At 68.6% G+C, this 1,751-nt stretch carries 2 protein-coding genes; one reads left to right on the top strand and one right to left on the bottom strand.

Features of this window, described 5'->3' with window-relative positions:
* Window positions 1–328 precede the first annotated feature (328 nt).
* Window positions 329–1,291, bottom strand: coding sequence for a GlxA family transcriptional regulator (locus DD1DGNOD_RS13405; RefSeq protein ID WP_131766730.1), 963 nt, complete (start codon window positions 1,289–1,291; stop codon window positions 329–331).
* Between the two features lie 178 nt (window positions 1,292–1,469).
* Here DD1DGNOD_RS13405 and DD1DGNOD_RS13400 point away from each other — a divergent pair.
* Window positions 1,470–1,751: alcohol dehydrogenase catalytic domain-containing protein (locus DD1DGNOD_RS13400; RefSeq protein WP_165036681.1), on the top strand; the 282-nt coding region annotated here is incomplete at its 3' end.

Below are 1,751 nucleotides of genomic sequence, written 5' to 3'. Positions count from 1 at the left end.
CTATGCGCCAGTGCCCGTGGCGGGCCGGCACGCCCCGCCACGGCGCACCCATCCGGGTCGCCATCGGATGTCATCGATCAACTGACGTTTCAACCATGGCGACGGACGGCCCGGTTTCTTCTTCTCCGTCGGCAGCAGCGACTCCAGCACCGCCTACTGCTCGTTCGTCAGGTCACCCTGCGTCATATAGTGACGGTAGCCGTTCGGCCACAAAACCAGATCAAGAGGGAATCGCACACCCCCTGCTCCTCAAACGGAACCGGCCCGTCGAGGACAGCGCGCCCTCCCAGCACCGGGTTCGGGGCGGTACGAGCAGCCGGCCGGTTGGTTAACGGTTCCGGGCGCGGAAGGTACGCCGATAGACGGCCGGTGAGACGCCGACAGAGGTGCGGAAATGCTGTCGGAGGGAGATATCGGTGCCGAACCCGGTTTGTCGGGCGACGAGGTCGATCGGCAGGTCGCTGCTTTCGAGAAGGTGCCGGGCGCGTTCCAGTCGCTGCCCGGTCAGCCATTGGCCGGGGGTCAGGCCGACTTCGTCGCGGAACCGCCGGGTGAAGGTGCGTACGCTCATGCTCGCGTGGGCGGCGAGCTCAGCCAGGGACATCGGTTCCGGCAGGCGTTCGAGCGCCCAGGCGCGGGTGGGAGCGGTGCTGGCGGCCGATGGTGGCGGGACGGGACGTTCGATGTACTGGGCCTGTCCTCCGTCACGCCATGGCGGCACGACGCAGCGGCGGGCCGCGCGGTTGGCGACCTCGCTGCCGTGGTCGCGGCGGACGAGGTGCAGGCACAGGTCGATGCCGGAGGCGGCACCCGCCGAGGTGAGCACGTCGCCGTCGTCCACGAAGAGCACGTCGGGATCGACTTTCACCTGGGGGAACATCCGCTGGAAGCGGTCGGCCTCAAGCCAATGGGTGGTGGCCGGGCGGCCGTCGAGCAGGCCCGCGGCGGCCAGGAGGTACGAGGCCGTGCAGATCGACACGATGCGTGTACCCGCCGGGATGCGGGCAAGCGTGCCGGCTACCGGCTCGGGCAACTGCCCGTGTGGGCCGATCTCGAGCGGATGGACGGGTGGGATGACGACGGTGTCCGCCACCGCCAGGATCCCAGCGGGGTGGTCGACAGCGATGGTGAAGCCCGCATCGGTGCGTACCGGCCGGCCGTCGACGGTGCAGACGACCACGTCGTAGAGCGGCTCGCCGTCTGACCCGACGGCGGCAGCGAAGATCCGCGCTGGAATGCCGAGTTCGAACGGGATGACTCCGTCCAGGGCGAGCACGGCGACCCGATGCATGGCCAGATCCTATCGGATGGTGTCTTGCAGGCCACTTCCGGAAGATCAGGTGTCGGGTCATCCTGGCGTGGTGGTTCGGCTCCCCGTGTAGGGGAGGCGGAGACGGGGACGTGACGACGTTCCCGCCGACTGTCCTGATTTTTCTGTTTTGTCATGATTCTCCTGGAAGGAACGCTGCATGAAGGCGATCGTGTACGAGCGGGTCGGGGGATCCGATGTGCTGCGGCTGGTGGAGCGGGTGGAGCCCGAGCCGGGGCCGGGCCAGGTCCGTGTCCGCGTCGCCGTGTCGGGGGTGAACCCGACGGACTGGAAAGCGCGCCGGGGAGCACTGGGTTCGTCGCTCCCGCCGACAGGTCAGGTTCCCAACCAGGATGGCGCCGGCACCGTCGACGCGGTCGGCGAGGGGGTCGATCCCGCGCTGGTGGGACAACGTGTGTGGATCTGGGAGGCGGCCTGGCAG

The organism is Candidatus Protofrankia californiensis, assembly GCF_900634765.1.
Taxonomy (GTDB): domain Bacteria; phylum Actinomycetota; class Actinomycetes; order Frankiales; family Frankiaceae; genus Protofrankia; species Protofrankia californiensis.
The sequence above is the reverse complement of the archived record's forward strand: the minus strand, read 5'-3'. Positions and strand labels throughout refer to the sequence as shown.

Coding starts and splice junctions, on each gene's coding strand:
- DD1DGNOD_RS13405 (WP_131766730.1), bottom strand. CDS start 1,291: ATGCATCGGGTCGCCGTGCTCGCCCTGGACGGAGTCATCCCGTTCGAA.